Origin of the sequence: Mycobacterium talmoniae, assembly GCF_001854525.1 — a bacterium.
In the GTDB taxonomy this organism is placed as follows: Bacteria; Actinomycetota; Actinomycetes; order Mycobacteriales; family Mycobacteriaceae; genus Mycobacterium; species Mycobacterium talmoniae.
Window position 1 is genome coordinate 1 of the sequence record NZ_MLQM01000052.1, and the last position, 21,702, is coordinate 21,702.

20 protein-coding genes and 1 pseudogene are annotated in these 21,702 nt (G+C 69.7%); 5 read left to right on the forward strand and 16 right to left on the reverse strand.

Features of this window, described 5'->3' with window-relative positions; genetic code table 11:
• The coding region (locus tag BKN37_RS29155; RefSeq protein WP_207547234.1) for a hypothetical protein at positions 1-759 on the forward strand (759 nt) is incomplete at its 5' end.
• 11 nt (positions 760-770) lie between these two features.
• On the opposite strand, the gene BKN37_RS11745 is transcribed toward BKN37_RS29155, so the two are convergent.
• From BKN37_RS11745 to BKN37_RS11790, 10 genes are all read right to left on the reverse strand, one after another.
• Positions 771-1,358: a TetR/AcrR family transcriptional regulator gene (locus tag BKN37_RS11745; protein WP_071025913.1), complete on the reverse strand. Its 588-nt coding sequence runs from the start codon at positions 1,356-1,358 to the stop codon at positions 771-773.
• A gap of 13 nt (positions 1,359-1,371) precedes the next feature.
• Entirely contained in the window at positions 1,372-2,337 is a 966-nt protein-coding gene (locus BKN37_RS11750; protein WP_071025916.1) for an oxygenase MpaB family protein, read from the reverse strand.
• Between the two features lie 111 nt (positions 2,338-2,448).
• Entirely contained in the window at positions 2,449-3,330 is an 882-nt protein-coding gene (locus BKN37_RS11755; RefSeq protein WP_071025918.1) for a polysaccharide deacetylase family protein, read from the reverse strand.
• A gap of 110 nt (positions 3,331-3,440) precedes the next feature.
• Complete coding sequence (locus BKN37_RS11760) at positions 3,441-4,748, reverse strand: RNA 5'-3' helicase PhoH2 (protein WP_071025920.1); 1,308 nt, start codon at positions 4,746-4,748, stop codon at positions 3,441-3,443.
• Positions 4,749-4,973: 225 nt separating this feature from the next.
• Complete coding sequence (locus tag BKN37_RS11765) at positions 4,974-5,801, reverse strand: acyl-ACP desaturase (RefSeq protein ID WP_071025922.1); 828 nt, start codon at positions 5,799-5,801, stop codon at positions 4,974-4,976.
• Positions 5,802-5,916: 115 nt separating this feature from the next.
• On the reverse strand, positions 5,917-7,197 hold the full coding sequence (glyA, locus tag BKN37_RS11770; RefSeq protein ID WP_071025971.1) for a serine hydroxymethyltransferase: 1,281 nt from the start codon (positions 7,195-7,197) through the stop codon (positions 5,917-5,919).
• 76 nt (positions 7,198-7,273) lie between these two features.
• Positions 7,274-7,834 carry a hypothetical protein gene (locus BKN37_RS11775; protein ID WP_071025924.1) on the reverse strand — a complete coding sequence of 187 codons (561 nt, stop codon included), beginning with the start codon at positions 7,832-7,834 and terminating at the stop codon, positions 7,274-7,276.
• Between the two features lie 46 nt (positions 7,835-7,880).
• On the reverse strand, positions 7,881-9,308 hold the full coding sequence (locus tag BKN37_RS11780) for a glycine hydroxymethyltransferase (protein WP_071025926.1): 1,428 nt from the start codon (positions 9,306-9,308) through the stop codon (positions 7,881-7,883).
• A 16-nt stretch (positions 9,309-9,324) separates the two neighbouring features.
• Positions 9,325-9,843 (reverse strand): hypothetical protein, encoded by a 519-nt coding sequence (locus BKN37_RS11785; protein WP_071025928.1) that lies wholly within the window; start codon positions 9,841-9,843, stop codon positions 9,325-9,327.
• A gap of 121 nt (positions 9,844-9,964) precedes the next feature.
• Positions 9,965-11,167 carry a DUF885 domain-containing protein gene (locus tag BKN37_RS11790; protein WP_071025930.1) on the reverse strand — a complete coding sequence of 401 codons (1,203 nt, stop codon included), beginning with the start codon at positions 11,165-11,167 and terminating at the stop codon, positions 9,965-9,967.
• Between the two features lie 202 nt (positions 11,168-11,369).
• On the opposite strand from BKN37_RS11790, the gene BKN37_RS11795 reads away from it, so the two are divergent.
• Together BKN37_RS11795 and coaA are read left to right on the forward strand one after the other, a co-directional pair.
• Positions 11,370-12,323: a DMT family transporter gene (locus BKN37_RS11795; protein WP_071025932.1), complete on the forward strand. Its 954-nt coding sequence runs from the start codon at positions 11,370-11,372 to the stop codon at positions 12,321-12,323.
• A gap of 50 nt (positions 12,324-12,373) precedes the next feature.
• Positions 12,374-13,312 carry a type I pantothenate kinase gene (coaA, locus tag BKN37_RS11800; RefSeq protein WP_071025934.1) on the forward strand — a complete coding sequence of 313 codons (939 nt, stop codon included), beginning with the start codon at positions 12,374-12,376 and terminating at the stop codon, positions 13,310-13,312.
• An 83-nt stretch (positions 13,313-13,395) separates the two neighbouring features.
• Here coaA and BKN37_RS11805 read toward each other — a convergent pair whose 3' ends face one another.
• The 4 genes and pseudogenes from BKN37_RS11805 to BKN37_RS11815 all read right to left on the reverse strand — a co-directional run bounded on the left by BKN37_RS11805 (position 13,396) and on the right by BKN37_RS11815 (position 17,042).
• Positions 13,396-14,235: an alpha/beta fold hydrolase gene (locus tag BKN37_RS11805; protein ID WP_071025936.1), complete on the reverse strand. Its 840-nt coding sequence runs from the start codon at positions 14,233-14,235 to the stop codon at positions 13,396-13,398.
• 110 nt (positions 14,236-14,345) lie between these two features.
• Positions 14,346-14,750, reverse strand: a pseudogene (locus tag BKN37_RS27720) (hypothetical protein); the annotation flags it as partial.
• A 108-nt stretch (positions 14,751-14,858) separates the two neighbouring features.
• Entirely contained in the window at positions 14,859-16,208 is a 1,350-nt protein-coding gene (locus tag BKN37_RS11810; protein WP_071025939.1) for a hypothetical protein, read from the reverse strand.
• Positions 16,209-16,250: 42 nt separating this feature from the next.
• Positions 16,251-17,042 (reverse strand): (2Z,6E)-farnesyl diphosphate synthase, encoded by a 792-nt coding sequence (locus BKN37_RS11815; RefSeq protein ID WP_071025973.1) that lies wholly within the window; start codon positions 17,040-17,042, stop codon positions 16,251-16,253.
• Positions 17,043-17,105: 63 nt separating this feature from the next.
• Between BKN37_RS11815 and trhA the strand changes: the two genes are divergently transcribed.
• Positions 17,106-17,816, forward strand: coding sequence for a PAQR family membrane homeostasis protein TrhA (trhA, locus tag BKN37_RS11820; RefSeq protein WP_071025941.1), 711 nt, complete (start codon positions 17,106-17,108; stop codon positions 17,814-17,816).
• A gap of 101 nt (positions 17,817-17,917) precedes the next feature.
• Here trhA and BKN37_RS11825 read toward each other — a convergent pair whose 3' ends face one another.
• Both BKN37_RS11825 and BKN37_RS11830 read right to left on the reverse strand, forming a co-directional pair.
• On the reverse strand, positions 17,918-18,289 hold the full coding sequence (locus BKN37_RS11825; protein WP_071025943.1) for a nuclear transport factor 2 family protein: 372 nt from the start codon (positions 18,287-18,289) through the stop codon (positions 17,918-17,920).
• A gap of 14 nt (positions 18,290-18,303) precedes the next feature.
• A complete protein-coding gene (locus tag BKN37_RS11830; protein ID WP_071025945.1) occupies positions 18,304-20,295 on the reverse strand; it encodes a thioredoxin domain-containing protein in 1,992 nt (663 codons plus the stop codon).
• A gap of 233 nt (positions 20,296-20,528) precedes the next feature.
• On the opposite strand from BKN37_RS11830, the gene pstS reads away from it, so the two are divergent.
• Entirely contained in the window at positions 20,529-21,632 is a 1,104-nt protein-coding gene (gene pstS, locus BKN37_RS11835) for a phosphate ABC transporter substrate-binding protein PstS (protein ID WP_071025947.1), read from the forward strand.
• Positions 21,633-21,702 lie beyond the last annotated feature (70 nt).

Here is a 21,702-nt window from a genome sequence, read left to right on the forward strand (position 1 = left end):
GCCCAGGGCGGGTGGCCGGCCGGCCCGTATCCGCCGGGGCCGCCACCGCGGCCGCCCGGCTCGAAGAAGGCGTGGGTGATCGCCACCGTCGTCGCGGTACTGCTGACCGCGGCGTTGGTGGTGACCCTGGTGCTCGTCGGCGGCAGGGGCCACAAGTCCGCCCAGAGCACCCCGTCCTCGGCGGCGGGTCCGTCGACGAGCGCACCGGACACCTCCGCGCAGACCGCGACCGACTGCACCCCCAACGTGTCGGCTGGGGTGCCGGCCAGCGGAGACAGCGTCAGCGCCGGCGGGTTGTCCTTTCCCGCCAGCGCGGCGCCTGGCTGGACCCCGTTCGGTGACGATTCGCTGCCGAATGCGATCGACGCGGTGGGGGTGGCCCAAGCGGTGTTCGGCGCCAGTCACTGGATCATGCAGGCCGAGGTCGCCGAGTCCAACTTCGTGACCAGCATGGACCTCCAGGCGCAGGCGTCGAAGCTGATGACGTGCGTGGCCAACGGCCCCGGCTACGCGCAGGTGTCACCCAGCCTGGGACCCACCAAGACGTCGTCGATCAAGGTCGATGGCACCGACGCCGCGCGGGTGGACGCCGACATCACCATCGGCGACACCTCCCGCAACGTGCCCGGCGACTCGGTCATCGTCATCGCGGTCAAGACCACACCGGTCACCTTCTTCCTGGGCGCGACACCGATCGGGGACGCCAGCGCCCGCGCCACGGTCGAAGGCATCATCTCCGCGCTGAAAGTGACGAAATAACCCGGCGCCGGTCACCAGACCAGCGGGGCCAGGTGTTGGCGCGCGTAGCTGCGCACCGCCACGTCGTCGCCGACGTCGAGCACCGAGGTCGGCACCTGCGCGATCGAACACGCCACCCGAATGTGCAATTCGGCGACGGCCCGCAGGTCCGCGTCGGGCATGGTGGCCCCGGCGGCGCGCAGCGCCTTGGCCATCGCCGTCGACGCGTTGTCCAAAAACTCCTCGGCCTCTTGATACATCCCGGTCAACGACGTCAGGTCGGCGTCGAGTTGCAGAAACTTCCGCATCACCGGTTCGGTGGTCAGCAGCCGCAGCCCTTCGCAAAACGCCGCCACCGCAGCGTCTTTGGGCCCGGATTCGATGCCGACCAGGCGCAGCCGCGCCATCGCGAAGTCGAACGTGCGACGCCCCAGTTCGGTGAGCAGCGCGTCGCGGCTCGGGAACCGCCGATACAGCGTGCTGCGACTGACCCCGGCCTGTCGAGCGACGACGTCCAGACTGGCGCGCCCCACACCGACGAGCGCCACCTCCTCGGCGGCAGCTTTGAGGATCGCGTCCTCCTGCTCGGTGGGGCTGGCGGTGCTGCGGCGGCGGGGCATGGCAACCAGTGTGTCAGCCGGCCGGGCAGCCCGGCGGCGCGAAGGAATCCAACGCCACCGAGCGGTGCAGCCGGACGAGTTTCTCGTATTGCAGACGGTTGTAGGCCAGCGGGACCAGCATCACCCGATCCGGCAGCACCCGCCACGCCAGCTGCAACAGCCGGGAGTAGACGCCGAACTCGACGTCGTGCCGGGGCTGCCAGCGGAAGCCGGTCAGTTCCCGCACCCCGGGGTGCATGATCCCGAACGAGCACACCTTCACCACCCGGCCGGCGACCGGCCGGGCCGCCAGCCACACCGGCGTCATCGCCCGCCGCACCGGTTCGGGCAGCAGCAGCGTCGGCAGCGGCAGGCGGGTCAGCTGGGCCGTCACCCGGTCCAGGAACGGGTTGGCGGCCAGCTCGGTCTCGACCACCCGGTCGTAGTAGCGGGTCGCCTCGGCGTAGCTGGCCGGCAGCTTGGCGCCCTTGCCGGGCAGCTCCAGCGCGCGGAACGCGTCCAGAAGTTGCCGGTAGGCGGCCTCGCGCTCGGCCGGCGACAACGTGATGCCGGTCGCGGGGGTAAACGAGTGCAGGGTGACGAAGATGCCGCTCACCGCGATCCAGTTCCACAGCTGGGGGCTCAGCGCGCTGTAGCGAACGTCGGCGAACTCGCCGGTGCCGCGGCCCCGCACGTCGCGGTGCAGCAGCTTGAGCCGCCGCCCCTCGGCGGCCCGGTCCTCGGCGTCGCCCCAGATGGCCAGCAGCGCAGAGAATCCGCTGCGGATCCCGCGGTCGGCGAAGTTACGTTCGAAGCGCCCGGTCTTGTCCACCGCGGCGGCGACCGGAACCAGCGCCACCTCGTCGTAGGCCGCGGCCCCGAACGCCCCGGTGAGCACGCTGCCCGAATGTTTGCGGAACTGGGTCATCACCCAGGGCCGCACCTGGCCGCTGGCGTCTGTCTCGGCATCGATCGGAGGGTGCTTCGCGACTGCAGTCATGACACAAAGACTACGTATCTGTGTCAACGTGTCAATAGTGCAGCGCGAGCAGACGTAAAGGCACCCGAAAACCCGCGGTTTTGGGTGCTTTTACGTCTGCTCGGCGGGAAGCTACGCGCCGTTATTGGGTCCGCCGGAGTTGGCGCCGGGGATGTCGGTGATCGGGAAGTTGGGCATCGGCGGCGGCGACGGGGTGGCCGGCAGCGACGGGATCTCCGCGGCCGGGATGTCGTGCAGGTCGTTGACCGGTGGACCGTTTTCCCGGCCGCCGTACACGCTGCCCGGCGCCCGCGGCCCCAGCAGCTGGCTGACCGTCACCAGGTGATAGCCGTTGGCCTTGAGCACCGGGATGAACTGGTACACCAGATCGACGGTGGACGAGTAGGTGTCGTGAAACAGGACCACCGAGCCCGGCTTGATCTGTGCCATCAGCACCGCGCGGGTGGCCGCGGTGTTGGCGTCGTTCATCCAGTCGAACGGGATGACGTCCCACAGAATGGCGGCCAGCCCGACCTTGGCGGCCTGTTGGTTGACGGCGTCGTTGGTAAGCCCCCCGGCGGGCCGCCACAGGGTCGGGGTCTGCCCGGTCGCGGCGACGATCGCGTCTTTGCCCTTGGCCAACTGGGCGGGGACGTCCTTGGCCGGGATCGCCGTCATATTGGGGTGTTCGAAGGTGTGGGTGCCCAGCTCCATGCCGGCGTCGGCGATCCGCTTGGCGCCGGCCGGGTTAGCCGCCACCTTGTTGCCGATCAGGAAAAACGTGGCCTTCGCGTCGTTGTCGGCGAGGATCCGCAGCAACCGGTCGGTGTAGGGCCCGGGTCCGTCGTCGAAGGTCAGGGCCACGCACTTGACCCGCGCGCAGTCCACCGTGTCGGCGTCGGCGCGTCGCACATGCCCGGTCAGCCCGCCGATCACCAGCACGGCCGCCGCGGCGGCGATCCCGGCCACCATCCGCCAGTACCGCCAGGACTGGTTGTCGGGTCTTTTGGCCACCCCGGCAGCCTACCGGCCGACCACCGACCGGCACTGACTCTGCGACCACCGGGCAGAAGTGCGAGTGGGGTGTCTGGTCAGCGCAGAGTCAACTCGGATTCACCCCGAAATCAGGGCAGCGTGGCGGGGTTGATCTCCTCCAGCATCTCGGTGACCAGCGCGGCGATCGGCGACCGTTCGCTGCGCAGCAACGTGACGTGGGCGAACAGCGGATGGCCCTTGAGTTTCTCGATGACGGCGGCGACCCCGTCGTGGCGGCCGACGCGCAGGTTGTCGCGTTGCGCGACGTCGTGGGTGAGCACCACCCGCGAGCCGGTGCCCAGCCGGGACAACACGGTCAGCAGCACGTTGCGTTCCAGCGACTGGGCCTCGTCGACGATGACGAACGAGTCGTGCAGGGAGCGGCCCCGGATGTGGGTCAGCGGCAGCACCTCGAGCATGCCGCGGGACAGCACCTCCTCGAGCACCGCCGGGCTGGCCAGGCCCTCCAGGGTGTCGAACACCGCCTGGGCCCAGGGGCCCATCTTGTCGCTCTCGCTGCCCGGCAGGTAGCCCAGATCCTGACCGCCGACGGCATACAGCGGGCGGAACACCACCACCTTGCGGTGGGTGCGTCGTTCCAGCACCGCCTCCAACCCGGCGCACAACGCCAGCGCGGATTTACCGGTGCCGGCCTTGCCGCCCAGCGACACGATGCCCACCGATTCGTCGAGCAGCAGATCCAGGGCCACCCGCTGCTCGGCGGAGCGGCCGCGCAGCCCGAACGCCTCCCGATCCCCGCGCACCAGTTGCACGCGTTTGGCGGCGTTGACCCGGCCCAGCGCATGCGAGCTGCCGCCGAGCAACCGGATCCCGGTGTGGCAGGGCAGGTTTCGCGCCGCGGCCAGATCGATCTCGCCCTCCGCGAACAGCGCGTCGATGTCTTCGGCGGCGGTTTCGATCTCGTCCATCCCGGTCCACCCGGAGGTGATGACGTCCTGGGCGTGGTATTCGTCGGCGGCCAACCCCACCGCGGCCGCCTTGACCCGCAGCGGGATGTCCTTGCTCACCAACGTGACCTGCCTGCCCTCGGCGGCCAGGTTGGCCGCGCAGGTCAGGATCCGGGAGTCGTTGCTGTCGGTGCGAAACCCGGCCGGCAACACCGCCGGATCGCTGTGGTTGAGCTCGACATGCAACCGACCGCCTTGTGTCCCAACGGGAATCGGTTGATCCAACCGGCCGTGTTCGAGCCGAAGGTCGTCGAGTAAGCGCAGCGCCTGACGGGCGAACCAGCCCAGTTCGTGGTGGTGACGTTTGGCTTCCAGCTCGCTGATCACCACCAGCGGGATGACGACTTCGTGTTCGGCGAACCGCGTGCACGCCCACGGATCGGACAGCAGCACGGAGGTGTCCAACACGTACGTCCGGATATCGGTCACGGAGCGCTCCTCGAGCGAATGACGCTCGTGCGGCCCCGCACGAGCCGGTCGGCGGGGGCAGCGGCAAAAGGACCGGGGCCGGTCCTGCCGTCGTCGCAACGGGAGGTGCCGCCCGGATAGCAGAGCATGTCGCTAGCCATCGCCTGCGACGCTACTCCGGTCGCCGTGTGCCCGCCGTGCAGGCGCGCCGTGGCGCAGGGCGCCAGCAGAAACGGGGTGCGGGGGTCAGGCGGTGACGAACTGCTGCAGCTCGGGCTGGTCGGCCAATCCCCAGGCGGTGATCCGCTCGGCGATGACCCGCCGCAGCTGGTCGGGCCCGAAGATGCCGTTTTCGGCCAGCGCCGCGACCTTGTCCCGGTAGGGCGTGATGTCGGCGCCGATGACGTCGAGCTCGGCGGCGCGGGCGGCGATCGCGGCGATCGTCTCGTCGCGGGTGTAGCCCAAGCAGTGGGTGACCAGGTTGGCGAAGAACTCCTCGTGGCGCTCCTCGTCGCCGGCGATCCGGTTCACCAGACCCTTGAGCACCGGCTCGTCGATCCGCTCGGCCAGATTCCGGCAGAACACGGCGTGGGCGCGTTCGAAGAACGCCATGAACACCAGGGTTTCCACCTGGCTGTAGTGGTCGGCGCGGTAGCCCTTCATCACGTGCTCGACACGGACCTGCTCGTTGGCGGCGGGGTCGATCTCCCGGGTTACCACCAGGTATTCGCGCAGCGCGATGGCGTGCAGGTGCTCTTCGGCGGTCCATCGGCCCAGCCAGCGACCCCACTGGTCCTCGAGGATGAAATGCTCGACGAGCTCGCGGTGGTAGCCGCCCAGGTTGTCCTTGGTGATGAGCAGGATTTCCAGCGCGTCGGTGATCAGCCGGGGCAGCTTGGCCTGCGTCGGGTCCCAGTCGCGTCCGCCCAGGAAGGCGAAGTTCTCACCCTGGTCGAACGGCACGTAGTCATGCGCGAACCAGGGGTCCTGGGAGTCGAGGTGGCGAACCATGTTCGAGGCGACGACCGGTTCGAGTTCGAGAATCAACGCATTAGCGACAGGTTTCTGTGCCATGGGGTAACTGTAACCCGAGTTCACATGTGTTCTGAAATTGGCTACGGCCACGACGGCCGTGTCGGGGATCACGCCGCGGTGGCCGCGCGCGACGAGTCCGGTGCGGCGGCTGGGGTTAGCGGCCGACCAGCGGCCAGTCCTCCAAACCGTCGTACAGCGGGAACTCCTGCGCCAGCCGGGTGACCCGAGCCCGCAGCGCGGCCACGTCGGCCCCGGAGCCTTGGGCCAGCGCGGTGGCGATGATGTCGGCGACCTCGGTGAACTCGGTGTCGCCGAAACCGCGGGTGGCCAGGGCCGGGGTGCCCACCCGCAGCCCCGAGGTGACCATCGGTGGACGCGGGTCGTTGGGGACGGCGTTGCGGTTGACCGTGATGCCGACCTCGTGCAGCAGGTCTTCGGCCATCTGCCCGTCCAGCGGGGAGTCCCGCAGGTCCACCAGCACCAGGTGCACGTCGGTGCCGCGGCTGACCACCGACACGCCGGCCTTGGCCACGTCGGCGGCCAGCAGCCGGTCGGCGATGATCCGGGCGCCGGTCAGGGTGCGCTGCTGGCGCTCGGCGAACTCCGGTGTCCCCGCGATCTTGAGGGCGACGGCCTTGGCGGCGATGACGTGCATCAGCGGCCCGCCCTGTTGGCCGGGGAACACCGCGGAGTTGACCTTCTTGGCGTAGTCCTGCTTGCCGAGGATCAGGCCGGACCGCGCCCCGCCCAGCGTCTTGTGCACGGTGGTGGACACCAGCTGCGCGTGCGGCACCGGGGACGGGTGCAGGCCGGCGGCGACCAGGCCGGCGAAGTGGGCCATATCCACCCACAGCGCCGCGTCGACCTCGTCGGCGATGGAGCGGAACGCCGCAAAGTCGAGGGTCCTCGGGTAGGCCGACCAGCCGGCGATGATCACCTTGGGTCGAAACTCCAGGGCCTGGGCCCGCACCGCGTCCATGTCGATCAGATGCGTGCTCGGGTCCACCCCGTAGAAGGCGTTCTCGTACAGCTTGCCGGAGAAGTTCAGCCGCATGCCGTGGGTCAGGTGACCGCCGTTGGCCAGGTCCAGGCCCAGCAGCCGCTCCCCGGGCGCCATCAGCGCGGCCAGCACCGCGGCGTTGGCCTGCGCGCCCGAATGCGGCTGGACGTTGGCGAACTCGGCACCGAACAGCGCCTTGGCCCGGTCCCGGGCAATGTTTTCCACCACGTCGACGTGCTCGCAGCCGCCGTAGTAGCGCCGGCCCGGCAGACCCTCGGCGTACTTATTGGTCAGCACGCTGCCCTGCGCCTGCAGCACCGACCGCGGCACGAAGTTCTCCGAGGCGATCATCTCCAGGGTGTCGCGCTGGCGGCCGAGTTCCTTGCCCAGCAGGTCGGCGATATCGGGGTCGACCTCGGCCAGCGGGGCAGACATCACGGACGTGGTGGTTTCGGGTGCTGCAGTCACGGGTTCCAGTCTGGCATGCGCAACCGACGAAGCGGGGGGCACGTTAGAACACCCAGCTGCCGGAGGGCTGCAGGACGAATCCCTGATTGCGAGCGGGATCGATGCACGCGATCAACTGGTTCGCCCCGACCACACAGGTCGCGTTACCGGATTCGAGCTTCTGCCCGGCGTCCAGCGCGGGGACGAGGGGGGATGGAAAGGGTGGGCACTGCCCCCAATGCCGGTCGAAAACAAACTGGGATGAAACCGGCAGCGGGTAGACGCGGGCGCATCCCGCACCGCCGTTGTCGGGGACCGAATCGGGGATGCCGGGAATATTGCCCGAGCAGGTGATGCCCGACCACGCGAAGGTGTCGTTTTCCATGGCCTTCGGGAAGTAATTCCACATGCACAGCACGCCGTCGGAGGTGGCGAAGCGAAGCACGGTTTCCATCGGGCCGTTGCCGCCGGTGACGCCTCCCTGGAGGTATCCGAAGTGGCCCTGCGGATCCACCGACGTGAAGGCGTCGACGTCGGGGAATCCGGCTGGTGCCGCGGTGGCCGGCGGCGCGGTGACGAGCGCGCCGAGAACGACGGCGACGGCCGCGACGAACTTGGCAGTCATACGACACCCCCTCCACCCCGTCCCACGCCGGAGTGTAGCGGCGCGGCTACAACGTCAGCCCCGGATACAACGGATTGGCGGCCAGCAGTTCCGCGGCGGCGGCGTGCACCCGCTCGGCGGTGCCGTCGGCCAGCGTGTACTTGGCCTTCGATGAACCCGTCGGCGACGTGTTCTTCAGCACGTCGACCACCAGCTCGGCAACCCGGTCGAACTCGGCGGTGCCCAAACCGCGGCTGGTCAGCGCCGGGGTGCCGACCCGGATGCCGCTGGTGTACCAGGCGCCGTTGGGGTCGGCGGGAATCGCGTTGCGGTTGGTGACGACGCCGGCGTCCAGCAGCGCCGATTCGGCCTGCCGCCCGGTGACCCCGAACGCGGTCACGTCCAGCAGCACCAGGTGGTTGTCGGTGCCGCCGGTGACCAGCCGCGCACCGCGCCGTAGCAGGCCGTCGGCCAGCGCCTTGGCGTTGTCGGCCACGTGTTGGGCGTAGGTACCGAAGGCCGGTTGGCGGGCTTCGGCCAACGCGACCGCCTTGGCGGCCATCACGTGCGCCAGCGGGCCGCCCAGCACCATCGGGCAGCCTCGGTCGACGGCGTCGGCGTACTCCGGGACGGCCAGGATCAGCCCGCCGCGCGGCCCGCGCAGCGACTTGTGCGTCGTGGTGGTGGTGACGTGGGCGTGCGGCACCGGATCCTCGTCGCCGGTGAACACCTTGCCGGCCACCAGCCCGGCGAAGTGCGCCATGTCCACCATCAGCGTGGCGCCCACCTCGTCGGCGATCTCGCGCATCGTGGCGAAGTTGATCCGCCGCGGGTAGGCGGAGTAGCCGGCAACCAGGATCAGCGGCCGGAATTCGCGGGCGGCGGCCGCGAGCGCATCGTAGTCCAGCAACTCGGTTTCCGGGTCGGTGCCGTAGCTGCGCTGGTGGAACATTTTCCCGGAGATGTTGGGCCGGAAGCCGTGCGTGAGGTGTCCGCCGGCATCCAGCGACATGCCCAGCAGCCGCTGGTTGCCGAGCGTGTGCCGCAGCGCCTCCCAGTCCGCTTCGGACAGCTCGTTGACGTGCTTGGCGCCGGCCGCGGCCAGCCCGGGCGCCTCCACCCGGGTGGCCAGGATGGCCCAGTACGCCACCAGATTGGCGTCGATGCCGGAGTGCGGCTGCACGTAGGCGTAGGGCGCGCCGAACAGTTCGCGGGCGTGCTCGGCGGCCACGCTCTCCACGGTGTCGACGTTTTGACAGCCGGCGTAGAACCGGTGCCCGATGGTGCCCTCGGCGTACTTGTCCGACAACCAGCTGCCCATGGCCAGCAGCACCGCCGGCGAGGCATAGTTCTCGCTGGCGATCAGTTTGAGCGAATCACGTTGGTCGGCAAGCTCTTTGCGGGTGGCGGCGGCGATGCGGGGTTCGACGGATTCGACGACCTGCAGGGCCGCGCGGTAGGCGGCGCTGGCGGTGTCGGTGTAGTCGGCGGCCATACCGGTCGAGCCTAGGTCAAAACACCCAGCTGCCGGACGGTTGCAGCACGAAACCCCGATTGTGGACGGGGTCGATGCACGCGGTCAGGTTGCCTGCCCCGACCACACAGCTGATGTTGTTGTCGGAGACCGACTGCCCGACTTCCAACACGGCAATCCAACCGGGGAATGGCGGGCAGTCCCCGATGCCCCGGGTGAAAACGTACGGCCCATGGATCCCGGTCGCGCCCAGGTGCGCGCACCCCGGGTCGTTGTCGTCGGGGATACCGGGAATGTTGCCGCTGCACCGAACGTCGACGTAAGCGTTTGGGTCACTGGGGACCTGCCCTTGCCAGCGGCACAACACGCCGTCGGGCGTCGCGAAGTGAAAGTTGATCGACGGCGCCCCCAGCCCGCCCCCGATGTAGGGCCCGGGATCCACCGGGGTGAACGCGTTTAGGTCGGGAAACCCGGGCGGTTGCGCGGCGGCGATTGGCGACGGAGCAAGGAGTGCGCTCACGGCGGCGACGGCCGCCGCATAGGACTTGGCGGACATGGCATACCCCCCTCGGCCCCGTCCCGCGTCGGAGTGTATCGGCGGGGGCCGCGAGCGTGCGCAAACCCGGGAATTTGCCCGGCGTGGCGGCCGGGGACACGCACGCTCGCGGTAGGTGGGTTCAGCGCAGCGCCGAGGGGATCAGCGGCTCGTCCAACAACCGGCCGAACCGCTCGGTCAACGCCATCCCGGCCGGGCGGCCGTCCAGCCAGCCGCGCAGCAGCCGGTATCCCTCGACGTAGGTGCTGGTGTAGGCCCGCCACAGCGGCGAGGACAAAAACCGCAACATCTGGCGGGCGCGGGTGTCGTCGACCAGCAGCCAGCGCTGCAGGAACGCCGCCACCTCGTCGGGATCGCGGTGCTCGTCGTGCAGCATCAGCGCCGCGTCCTGGCGCACGTCGGCCAGCGCCGCCGACGCCTCCGCGACCGCCTCGGCCTTCTCGCCGTCGAAACGCAAGCCCAGGTCGGCGTAGATCTCGGCCGCCCAGCCACCCCAGCCCGGCCCGATCGCGGCGTACAACGCCAGGTCGGCCAGGCCCTCGGCCATCAGACACTGCGGGGTGTTGACCAGGAAGATGGTCTGTTCGTCGTGGCCGTGGCGGTGCACCAGCCCGGCCTCCTTACGGCAGTGCTCGGTGTGATGGCCGGGATAGGACTCGTGGGCCACCAGCCGCGGCAGGTTGGACATCAGCTGCTTGAGGTCGGCGTTGACCGCGACCGTGGAGCGGTAGTCGCCCAGGTAGTAGTTGAACCCCGACCAGGGTTTGTCGGTGACCACCTCGTAGGTGATGGTCTCGGTGTCGGGCAGCGGGTAGTCGGCGCGCACCCGGTCACGTAACGCGGACGAGAACGCGTGGATGCAGGCCTCCAGCCGCGCCGGCGGGATCTCGTCGGCGCGGCGGTGGGCGGCCATCCGGTCGGCCAGCGGACCGGTGCCGCCCAGCGCCGCGTCGAGCCGGGTGTGGGCCTGCCGGTAGCGGTCCGGGTCGCCCTTGGCGATGTCGACGTCGAAGTAGTCGCGCACCTCCTCGACGAAACCGATCTGCTGGCCGGCGAATTTGCGTCCGGCGCAGGCCAACGCCCGCAGGTGAACGCGCAGGTAGTCGGCGCGGGCGGCGTCGAGCCCGCCCGGCAGCGCCGCGCGCAGCCGGTCGGCCTGCCGGGCCAGCTCGGCCGGGTCCGGCGCGGGTTCGTTGTCCACCTGCTGCCGTAGCGCCGGATCCCCGGTGAAGGAGTCGACGTAGCCGGACTCGATCCGGTCGAAGCGCAGGCCGAGCAGCAGATACTCCCGGATCAGGGCTGAGGCGTCTTGAGTGGGCTCCACGACCGTCCACGCTATCGGCCGGGCCAGCGGGCTGAACGGCGACGCCAGGTGGCCGTCCTGCGTCGAACCCGTCTGCCCCGTACTATCGGTGCCTCGTGCAACGGCGCCCTTGCCGCCGCCGCGTTTTGCCCCTGAGCCGGGCGGGAACGGTGCAGACATCGTGGTTGGCCGTTTCGGCCCCGACGTCAATGGAAAGTTGTTTATGCCCAAAGCAGAGATCGCTGCCCTGCTCGCGTTGAGTTCCGCGCTGTGCGTCGCGCTCGGCGACGTCCTCCAGCAGCGTGCGACGCACCGCCTCACCGACACGGCGAGAAGCAACCTCGAACTGTTCGCGACATTGTTCCGGAATCGACGGTGGCGGTGGGGCGCGCTGATGCTGGTGGTGAGCATCGCGTTGCAGGCGGCCGCGCTGGGGCAAGGGTCGGTGCTGCTGGTGCAGGCATTGCTGGTGCTGTCGCTGTTGTTCGCGCTGCCGATCAGCGCGAAGTTGGCGCACCGCAGGGTGACCGGTCGGGAGTGGGTCTGGGCCGTCGTGCTGACCGCCGCGGTGATCGTGATCGTCACCGTCGGCAACCCGCAGGCGGGTCAGGCGCGCGCCTCGCTGCAGACCTGGGCGGTGGTGGCGGCGGTGCTGGGGCCACTGCTGGTTGGCTGCGTCGTCGTTGCCCGGATCCGGGGCGGTGCCCTGGCCGCGGCGCTGTTCGCCTTCGTGTCGGGTTCGCTGTGGGCGGTGTTCGCCGTCCTCACCAAGGGGGTTGTCGCCCAGCTCGGTCACGGCCCCGTGGCGGCGCTCCGGACACCCGAGCTGTATGTCTGGGTGCTGGTCGCGCTGGGGGGTTTCGCGTGGGAACAGTCCGCGTTCCGGGCCGGCGCTCTGACCGCGTCGATGCCGACCCTGGAGGTGTCTCAGCCGGTGGTGGCGGCCGTGCTGGGGGTGGTCGTGCTCGGTGAGACGCTGAACACCGATCACGCCGCAATGGCCGCCCTGGCGGTGGCGGCGCTGGTGATGGCGCTGGCCACCGTCGAACTCGCGCGCGGTGACGCGGTCGCGACGCATTCGCGGGTTCGGGCCTTGTTGCACCGCAGCGCCGCGCAACACGAGGGGGCGGAGCCGTCGACCCCGGCGATGGCCAACAACGGCCAGCCACATCGGTAACGGTCGCCCCAAACGCCAACCCGGTAGCCGCGGCTGCAAGACTGGCAGCCATGCCGCGGCCTAACGAGCCGAGCCCCTATGTGGAGTTCAACCGCAAAGAATGGCGTGCGCTGCGCATGTCGACGCCGCTGCCGCTGACCGAGGAAGAGGTGCTCGCGCTGCGCGGGCTCGGTGAGCAGGTCAACCTCCGCGAAGTCGAAGAGGTGTACCTGCCGCTGGCCCGGTTGCTGCACCTGCAGGTCGCCGCCCGCCAGCGCCTGTTCGCCGCCACCGCGGAGTTCCTCGGCGAGCCGCCGAAGAATCCGGACCGGCCGGTGCCGTTCATCATCGGGGTGGCCGGCAGCGTGGCCGTCGGCAAGTCGACCACGGCGCGTCTGTTGCAGGCGCTGCTGGCCCGCTGGGATCACCACCCGCGGGTGGACCTGGTGACCACCGACGGGTTCCTCTACCCCAACACCGAGCTGGAACGGCGAAACCTCATGCACCGTAAGGGGTTTCCGGAAAGCTACAACCGTCGGGCGTTGATGCGGTTCGTGACGTCGGTGAAATCGGGGTCCGACTACGCCTGCGCGCCGGTGTATTCGCACCTGCACTACGACATCGTCCCGGACGCCAAGCAGGTGGTCCGCCACCCCGACATCCTGATCCTGGAGGGCCTCAACGTCTTGCAGACCGGGCCGACGCTGATGGTGTCGGACCTGTTCGACTTCTCGCTGTATGTGGACGCCCGGATCGAGGACATCGAGCACTGGTATGTGTCCCGGTTTCTCACCATGCGCTCCACCGCGTTCGCCGACCCGGCGTCGCACTTCCACCACTACGCCGCGCTGAACGATCAGCAGGCCGTGGTCGCCGCCCGGGACATCTGGCGCTCGATCAACCGCCCCAACCTGGTCGAGAACATCCTGCCCACCCGGCCGCGGGCCACCCTGGTGTTGCGCAAGGACGCCGACCATTCCATCAACCGGCTGCGGCTGCGCAAGCTGTAAGGCCGGTGCGCCGAACGTGGGGTTAATCCACGCTGCGGGCTCGCGGGCGGGACCCAACCCCACACTCGGCGCACCCGGCCGCCTTACCGTGCCGGGCGCGGGGCGGCCGTGACGAACGCGGCGATGGCCTCGGCGGTGAACTCCGGTTGGTCTTCGGACACGAAGGTGTAGGCGTCCGGCACCTCCACCAGGTGCGCGTCGGGCAGCAGCTCGGCCCAGCGTTGGGCGTGCGCGAAGGGGAAGAACGGCGCCTTCCGCGGCCACAGCAGCAGCACCGGTTTACCGAAGCCGCGCAACACCTCCGCGGCGGCCAGGGTGTCGTGGTAGTCGATGCCGCGCAGGAAGGTGCCGAGGTCGCGTCGGACACCGCGGTCGGCGATGACCGGCCGCAGCCAGCCGGCGGCAACCTCCCGCGGAATCGGCCGTTTGGCCAGCGTCGCAAAGGACAGCCGTTGCAGCGCGCGCAGCCGCAGCAACTGGGCGCTGAGCGTCATCAGGCCCGGCACCCGCGGCACGTGTTGCAGCATCCGCAGCGAAGGCGGCAAGAAGTTGTCGAACGAATCGCACGGCGTCAACACGACCCGAGCGACGCGCGGGGAGCCCTGGGCCAACATCAGTTGGGTCACCGCGCCGCCGGTGTCGTTGGCGACCACCGTCACCTCGTCGAGTTCGAGTGCGTCGAGGAATTCGGCGATGAGTCGCGCGACCCCGTGCGGGCTCAGGTCGGCGCCGGCGCGCATCGAATGCGGGTGGGCGCCCAGCGGCCAATCCGGTGCCAGGCACCGGAACCGGCCGTCGAGGGCCGGGATGACCTTGCGCCACAGCGACGCGTTGACCAGCAGTCCGTGCACGAACAGGATCGGTGGGCCATCACCGCTGTCGTGGTAGCGGATCCTTCCGGCGGACAGGTCGATCTCGGGCATGGCAGGTTGCTCCAATCGTCGGGCTCGGTGATCGCTGCGGGAAGGCCGGCGCGGGGCCGCGCGCCGCAAACCTCTGACGGCGGCGCCCCGCACCGGCGGGGCGGGGGGCACTCCCGACGGCGCCCCCCGAGGGACTTCAGCAGCGCGGAGAACCCCGTGTACACCCCGGTGCCCCGGGGGGCGACCCCACCGACGGCGGGGAGCGGCACGGCGCCGTCGACGACGACGAGGATCGCCGCCAGCGTGTAGACCAGGTTGGCGATCACCACGCCGACGCCGGCGCGGCGCAGGTTGGGCAGGGCGGCCAGGGTGTACACCGCCAGGCCGTAGAGGACGAAGAACGCGCCCAGGCCGTACTCCTGGGCGGGGGTCAGGCCGGTCAGCGACGACAACGGGTCGGCGGCGGCCGCGGCGAGCAGGCCGCACAACCCGGTGAGGGTGGCGTCGGCCCGCATAGCGAAGCGCAGCAGCGAATCGGTGGAGTCGGCGAGTGGTCGAGTAGCGATGGCGGTCATCGGAATCTCCTCGGTGTTGCGGTAGGTCAACACCTCCGAGACTGCGCACACCCCGCTGCCAGATCGACGCCGCGCACTGCCAACAACTGCCAAGCCCAGGTCAGCGGGTCAGCAGGCGGGCACCCGGCCGCGCAGGTCGGTGGCGATCAGCCGGGCCGCGGCGTTCTGCCAGTTGTGGAGTGACCGCTGTGGCACCTCGGTGACAAACCACTGCCAGGCCTGCCGGGCCGTGGGATCCAATCCGGCGGCGGTGGCGTTCTGCGCGTAGGCGCGCACCCCGACCACGTACGGGAAGTACAGCGAGTTGTAGTAGCGCCACTGCTCGGTGGTGCCGAACTCGCCGCCGTCGCGCGGTTTGAGTCGGGCGATGTGGTCGGCCAGCAACGCTTTGAGCTCGTTGGCCCGCTCCAGCGGCTGGTCCGGTGCCCCGCGCGCGGCCAGCCGCTCGTCGATCACCGGCAGCGCGGTCAGCGGGCTGGCGACCAGTTTGGACAGGTCCCCGTAGTGGCCGAGCGCCCGGCGGGTCAGGCGGGTGAACGTGTCGTCGTCGATGTCGTCGAGCGGGCCGGCGGCGCGCAGCGGCAGCGCCGCCTCGGTGCTGCGCAGCGCGGCCCGGTCGGCGCGCAGCGCCGGGGACTGCCAAAACGCCACCCGGTCCAGCAGCCCGGCCAGCGGGTCGGCGAACACCTGCACCGCGACCGCGGCGGCCAGGCTGGTGAACAGCAGGACCGTCAGCACGGATTGCGCGCTGCCGGTGAGCGCCAACGCGACCAGCGCCTGACCGCCGAAGGCCACCGCGACCACGCTGGTACCCACACAGGAGCGCAGCATGTCCGCGCGCAGCGCCTGGCCCTCGTCGAAGGCGTCCCACAACGCCACCGCCACCCCCAGCAGCAGCACGTCGAACCCGGTCGAGGCCAGCGCCAGCCCGCTGGGCACCAGGCCCAGCGGGATGACCAGGATGGCGTTGGCGAGCGCGAAGAACAGGGTGGCGACCACCGCGACCCCGACGACGCTGACCGGCTGCGCGGGCCGGAGTAGGGCCTTGACCATCGCGCCCAGCGTCGACACCGAAATCACCGCGCACATCACCCAATGCCCCGCCCGCAGCGGAGGTTCGACGCTGCCGGCCATCGCCGCACCTAGCAGCGTCAACGCCGCGGCGGCGCCGACGAGCAGCAGCTCGCGGGTGCGCGCCCGGGTGCTATCGCAGGGTCGGGACAGCTCGAGCAGCACCGCAAACCACGCCACGCCGGGAACCGCGACCAGATAGACCTCCAGGTGGCTGAGCGCCGCCAGGTGGGTGACCACCCGGATCGCGTCGGCGGCCACCACCACCGCGAACCCGCACAACCCGACCGCGGCCAACACCAGCACCGGTTTGCGCGGGTCGCGGGCCAGCAGGTACAGCCCGAGCCACCAGCTCAACGTGAACACCAGCGCCGACAGCGCAGCCATGAATTCAGTGTGGCACGGCGGCGCCAGCCCGCGGAAAAAGCGTCAGCGGCCGTAGCGGCGGTGCCGCAGGCTGTAATCCCGCAGCGCGCGCAGGAAGTCGACCCGGCGAAACGCCGGCCAGTGCGCCTCGGTGAACCACATCTCCGAGTACGCGCTTTGCCACAGCAGGAAACCGGACAGTCGCTGCTCCCCCGAGGTGCGGATGACCAGGTCGGGGTCCGGCTGACCCGAGGTGTACAGGTTCTCCGAAATGGCGTCCACGGTGACCGCGTCGACGAGCTCCTCGGCGGTGGCGCCGTTGGCCAGCTCCTTGTTCAGCAGGGCCCGCACCGCGTCGGTGATCTCCTGCCGCCCGCCGTAGCCGACCGCGACGTTGACATGGAAGCTGCCGTTCTTCCCCCGCGTGGAGGCGACGGCGTCCCGCAACCGGCGCGCGGGCTCTTCCCCGATGAGCTCCAGGTCCCCCACCGTGCGCACACTCCAGCGGTTGACGGGGGCGCAGATCTCCTCGACGACGTCGGTGATGATCTCGATGAGGGCGGCCAGTTCGGTGCGGTCGCGCTGCAGGTTTTCGGTGGACAGCAAATAGACGGTGGCCATCTCGATGCCGGCCTCTTGGCACCAGCGCAGCATCTCGGCGATCTTGGCCGCACCCATCCGGTAGCCGTAGCTGACGTCGTCGTATCCGGCGTCGCGGGCCCAGCGCCGGTTGCCGTCACACAGCACGGCGATATGGCGGGGCAGCACCGACTTCGACGCCGCCAGATCCTGCCGCAACCGCATCTCATAGAGCCGGTACAGCGGCTCCTTGAGGCGCGCCGGGATGATCTCCACGACAATCCACACTACTGTGATGGGCAAGATTTACCGGCGATCAAGGTGCGAGTCAGGAGGGATATGAGCGCCCAGACCGGCACCCTCGAAACGCCGGGGCCCGAAACCTCGCCCCCCGATGTCACCTTGCCCCACGTCAAGCCGCGGGCCCGCGGGTGGATTCACCTGGTCTCCGCGGTGGTGGCACTGGCCGCCGGCGCCACGCTGATCTCGGTGTCCTGGCCGCTGGCCGGGCTGGCGGCCGGGTTATCGACCTTCGTCTACACCATTTCTGTGGTGGGGATGTTCGCGGTGAGCGCCACCTACCACCGCATCACCTGGAAAACGGTGGCCGCCCGGATCCGGATGAAGCGAGTCGATCACGCGATGATCTTCGTGTTCATCGCCGGCACCTACACCCCGTTCGCGGTGTTGGCGATGCCGCCCAGCACCGGGCTCTTGGTGCTGGCCATTGTGTGGGGCGGTGCGCTCGCCGGGGTGTTGCTGAAGTTGTGTTGGCCGACCGCGCCGAAATGGGTGGGCGTGCCGCTGTACCTGATGCTCGGCTGGGTCTCGGCGTTTTTCATCGCGGTCATCCTGCACAACGCGGGGGTGGCGGCGATGGTGCTGCTCACCGTCGGCGGCGCGCTGTACAGCATCGGCGCCATCATGTACGCACTGCGGTGGCCCGACCCGTGGCCCCGAACGTTCGGCTATCACGAGTTCTTTCACGCCTGCACGGCGGTGGCCGCGATCTGCCAGTACATCGCGATCTGGTTCGCCGCCCTGTACTAAGGCTTCTGAAGCGCGAGCAGACGCAAAAGCCCCCTTTTCGGGCCGAAAAAGGGGGCTTTTGCGTCTGCTCGCGGGGGACTGCTCGCGGGGACGCCCGCCGGCTACAGCTGGGTGACGTTGTCGGCGGACCAGTAGGCCTTCATCGCGGCGATCTTGCCGTCGTCGCCGAACACCATCACGTCGATCGGCTCGATGAGCATCCGGTGCTCGCCGGCGGTCACGGTCAGCCGAAACTGGAACGCCGCCTCGTTGCCGGCCACCCGCAGCGTCACCAACTCGCAGTCCCGCTCGGCGCCCTCCACCGCGGCGTAGAAGCCGCGGATCGCTTGCCGGCCGATGTGGACCTCGCCGCCCACCGGGTCCTCCACGGTGGCGTCGTCGGCGTACAAGCCGGCGATATCCTCGGCGCTGCCCTTGGCGACCAGCCCGATGTAGCGGTTGACGGTCTCGGTGATGTGTTCGGCACTCGGCATGGGACGCAACGCTACTACTGCGGCACACCCAGGGCGCTAGCCAGTTCCGGTGCGGTGCTGACCGGCAAGTCGCACACCCGGCCGCGGCAGACGTAGGCCGCGTCGGCCCCGGCCACCCGGTCCCGGCCCGCCAGCAACTCCGACGAGTCCAACTGGCCGCCGACCACGATCGCCCCGCCCGGCGCCAGCCGGCGCGCGTCGGCCAGCAGCGCCGACTGCGGGGTATCGCAGGCCACCGCGATCTGCAGCGGCCCCCGCACGGCGGCTTCGGCCACCGCCAGCCAGTGCCCGGCCGACCGCGGCGCCCGGTCCAGCAGCGGTGAGTGCGCCTGCAGCGCCTCGGCGGCCGCCTGCCGGTACCGGTCGGCGCCGTCACCCCCGGTGAGGTGGGCTGCGATCTGCAGCGCCTCGGTGATCAGCGAGGCCCCCGACGGGGTGGCCCCGTCCAGCGGGTCACCGGGCCGCAGCACCAGTTGCTCGGCGTCGTCGGCGGTGTCGAACCAGCGTCCGGGCCGATCGGGGTCGGCGAAGTGGGCCAGCGCGGTGTCCAACAGCCCGGTGGCCGCGGTCAGCCACTGTGGATCGGCGGTCACCTGATACAGGGTCAGCAGCCCGGTGGCCAGCGCGCCGTGGTCTTCCAGGATCGCCGCGCTGTCGCCGACCTGCCCACCCAGGCTGGCCCGGCGCAGCCGGCCGTCCACCAGGTGGGTGCTGAGCAACGCGGTCGCGCACCGCTGCGCGGCCGCGGTCAGCGCGGGCGCCGCCAACGCCACACCGGCCTCGACCAGCGCGGTGATCGCCAGCCCGTTCCAGGCGGTGACCACCTTGTCGTCGCGGCCCGGCTGGGCGCGGGTCATCCGCGCCGCCAGCAGCGCGGTGCCCACCCGCTCGAAGCGTGCGGTGTCGTCGGGGTCGACCGGCAGCTGCAGCACCGACGCGCCGTGCTCGAACGTCCCCTCCCGGGTGACACCGAAAACCTCCGCCGCCCAACGCCCGTCGGCGTCACCGAGCACCTCGACCAGCTGAGCCGGCGTCCAGACGTAGGTGGAGCCCTCCTTACCGGCGGCGTCGGCGTCCAGCGAGGAGGTGAACATGTCGGCGTCGGCCAGCTCGACCAGCAGAAACCGGGCGGTCTGCTCGGCCACCCGCCGCGCCAGCGGGTCCCCGGTGCGCCGGGCCCAGTGCGCGTACACCCGCAGCAACAGCGCGTTGTCATACAGCATCTTCTCGAAATGCGGTACCACCCAGGCGTTGTCGACGCTGTAGCGGGCGAATCCGCCGGCCAGCTGATCGTAGATCCCGCCGCGGGCCATGGCGGTGCCGGTGCGGGCGACGGCCCGCAGCGCGGCGGCCGATCCGGTGCGTTCATGGTTGCGCAACAACGCTTCCAGCAGCGCCGACGGCGGGAACTTCGGTGCGTTGCCGAATCCGCCGCGCACGGTGTCCTCGTCGCGCAGCGCGGTCGCGGTCGCGTCGTCGCACAAATCCGGATCGATCGCCGGCCCGCCGCCGGGCAGCCCGGAGGCCATCGAGCGCAGCTCGGTGGCGATGTGGTCGGAGGCCTGCTCGACCTCGCCGCGACGGTTGCGCCAGGTGTTGGTGACCGCCGAGAGCAGCTCCAAAAACGCCGGTTTCGGGTAGTAGGTGCCGCAGAAGAACGGTCGGCCGTCGGGGGTCAGAAAACAGGTCATGGGCCACCCGCCGTGCCCGGTGAGCGCCACGGTGGCGTTCATGTAGACCGCGTCGAGGTCGGGCCGCTCTTCACGGTCGACCTTGATGCAGACGAAGCCGTCGTTCATCGCCGCGGCGACCTCGTCGTCCTCGAACGACTCATGCGCCATCACATGGCACCAGTGGCAGGCGGCATAGCCGACCGACAGCAGGATCGGCACGTCCCGGTCGACGGCCTCGGCCAACGCGTGCGGCGTCCACTCCTGCCAGTGCACCGGGTTGTCGGCGTGCTGACGCAGGTAGGGGCTGGTGGAGTTGTCCAGACGATTGGCCACCCCCCTACGTTAATCGTGTTCGGCGGCGAGGTCAGCAAGACCGGGCCCCGACGAGGCGTGCGGCCCCGCCCGTCCGGACCGTAACCAGATCGGAAACTGTGGCTGAAATCTTGCGTTCAGGCCCGGATCAGCCCGTTTGCTGACGTGCCATCTTGTTAGCGTGGACGGCGGCATTTTTGGCGGGCCGCGGGCAGCGACGGCATCGTGTCACCGGAACGACCGAAGGAATCTGATTGCGAATCAATCGGTTTGGTGTCGCGTTGAGCATCCTGACCGTCGGCGCCACGCTCCTGTCCGGGTGCGGCGGCGACCCCGGCGCCACCGGCGACGGCGCACCGGCACACTCGGTGGCCTGCGGCGGCAAGACGATCCTCAAAGCCAGCGGTTCGACCGCCCAAGAACACGCCATGACCCGTTTCGTGAAGGCGTTCCAACACGCCTGCCCGGGCCAGTCGCTGAATTACGTTGCCAATGGTTCCGGCGCCGGAGTTGGCGAATTTATGCGCAAGAAAACGGATTTCGGTGGATCCGACTCGCCGCTGAGCAAGGACGAATACACCCAAGCAGAACAGCGGTGCGGCTCGTCGGCGTGGAACCTGCCGATCGTATTCGGCCCCATCGCCATCGCCTACCACGTCACCGGGCTGACGTCGTTGAACCTCGACGGTCCCCTCGCGGCCAAGATCTTCAACGGGGACATTACGAGCTGGAACGATCCCGCGATCCAGGTGCTGAACCCCGGTGCCCCCTTGCCGGCCGAACCGATTCGGTTGGTATTCCGCGGCGACGAGTCGGGCACCACCGATAACTTCCAGCGATACCTCGACACCGCGGCGGGCGGCGCGTGGGGCAAAGGCGCCGGAAAGACGTTCAACGGCGGTGTCGGGCAGGGCGTCGCGGGCAGCGACGGCGCCGCCGCGGCCGTCCAGCGCACCGAGGGATCGATCAGCTACACCGAGTGGTCGTTCGCCCAGCGGCAACACCTGACCATGGCCAACATCATCACGTCGGCCGGCCCGGACCCGGTCGCGATCAGCAGCGACTCGGTGGGGAAGACGATCTCTGCGGCCTGGTTCCTCGGTGAGGGCAACGACCTGGCCCTCGACACCATCTCGTTTTACCGGCCAAACCAGCCCGGCGCCTACCCGATCGTGCTGGCGACCTATGAGATTGTGTGCTCGAAGTACCCCGATGCGCGCGTCGGTGCGGCCGTCAAGGCGTTCCTGCAGAGCACGATCGACGCCGGACAGCTTGGCTTGGCCGAGCACGGCTATGTCCCCGTTCCCGACGAGTTCAAGTCGCGCCTGTCGACCGCGGTCAACGCCATCGCGTTCTGAGGGCCCGACACGGCGTCGATCCCCAATGTTCCTCGGCTTTTTTCACCGTCGTCAACACAATGTTCCGCAG